1 protein-coding gene is annotated in these 639 nt (G+C 47.7%); it reads right to left on the reverse strand.

The window, feature by feature from the left end:
* Window positions 1-639 (reverse strand): Rib/alpha-like domain-containing protein (locus tag ACQV2X_RS08765; protein ID WP_428874608.1); only part of this gene is annotated, 639 nt, incomplete at both ends.

Genomic DNA, 639 nt, shown 5'->3' on the forward strand with positions numbered 1-639 from the left:
GTGTCGTTACAGTAACTGTCACATCCACAATTTCTGTTGAACCGTCTGGATAAGTCACTTTCACAAGTCCTGTGTAGTTACCAGGGGTGGTCGTATCAATCGTACCAACAGGGGTGACGTCTTCAAAGCTTGGAACTCCTAGGTTGTCTGGGTCTACTACATAACCAGGGACCGTGACATTATCGGTTAAGTCGATCGGATCGCCTGCTTCTACGATCTCTGGCGTTACCACTGGGGTATAATCATCCGCTTGTGGCGTTTCAGGTGTTGTGATTGTTACCGGTACCTGGATGATTTCCGTTGATCCATCTGGATAAGTAACTTCCACTAGACCTGTATACTTACCTGGCTCATTTAGATCGATCGTACCCTCTGGTGTCACATCCTTAAAGCTTGGTACGCCTGGATGGGCTGGGTCTACTACATAACCAGGGACCGTGACATTATCGGTTAAGTCGATCGGATCGCCTGCTTCTACGATCTCTGGCGTTACCACTGGGGTATAATCATCCGCTTGTGGCGTTTCAGGTGTTGTGATTGTTACCGGTACCTGGATGATTTCCGTTGATCCATCTGGATAAGTAACTTCCACTAGACCTGTATACTTACCTGGCTCATTTAGATCGATCGTACCCTCTG

Origin of the sequence: Facklamia sp. P12945, assembly GCF_050409485.1 — a bacterium.
Taxonomy (GTDB): Bacteria; Bacillota; Bacilli; order Lactobacillales; family Aerococcaceae; genus Facklamia.